Below are 491 nucleotides of genomic sequence, written 5' to 3' on the forward strand. Positions count from 1 at the left end.
CTTCGCAAGAACAACACTTCCCAAGGAACGGCCAAAGGACTTCCCAAGGAACGGTGAAAGGACTTCCTGAGGAACGACCAAAACACTTCCCAAGGAACAACAGAAACAAAATCGTCAACGCGGCAAGAGCCGCACAAGTATAATCATTAAAAAACAAAAAACATGTTGATTTACAAAGTAAAATCCGAAATGATGCGCATCGGCAAAAACAAAGGCAAGACCATGTTTTACGCCGCACCCGTGGCGCAGGACAAGATCACTGCCAAGCAGGTGGAAGACCGCATCATCAACCTCACAGCCCTATCGCGCGCCGACGTGCGCTCGGCAATCACCGCCCTGGCGGAAATCGTCCGCGAAGAGCTGTTCGCCGGAAGAGCCATCGACCTGGCCGATCTCGGCTCCTTCAAGGTCATCTCCACCGGCAAGCGCGTGGAAAGCAGGCAGGACGTCACCGCCGAAACGCTCAAGACACCGCGCATACAGTTCTTCCC

The 491-nt window shown here is 53.6% G+C and carries 1 protein-coding gene; it reads left to right on the plus strand.

Features of this window, described 5'->3' with window-relative positions:
* Window positions 1-162: 162 nt before the first annotated feature.
* Window positions 163-491 (plus strand): HU family DNA-binding protein (locus tag EII32_RS11610; RefSeq protein WP_199741441.1); only part of this gene is annotated, 329 nt, incomplete at its 3' end.

It is taken from the genome of Prevotella sp. OH937_COT-195, from assembly GCF_003932845.1.
Lineage (GTDB): Bacteria > Bacteroidota > Bacteroidia > Bacteroidales > Bacteroidaceae > Prevotella.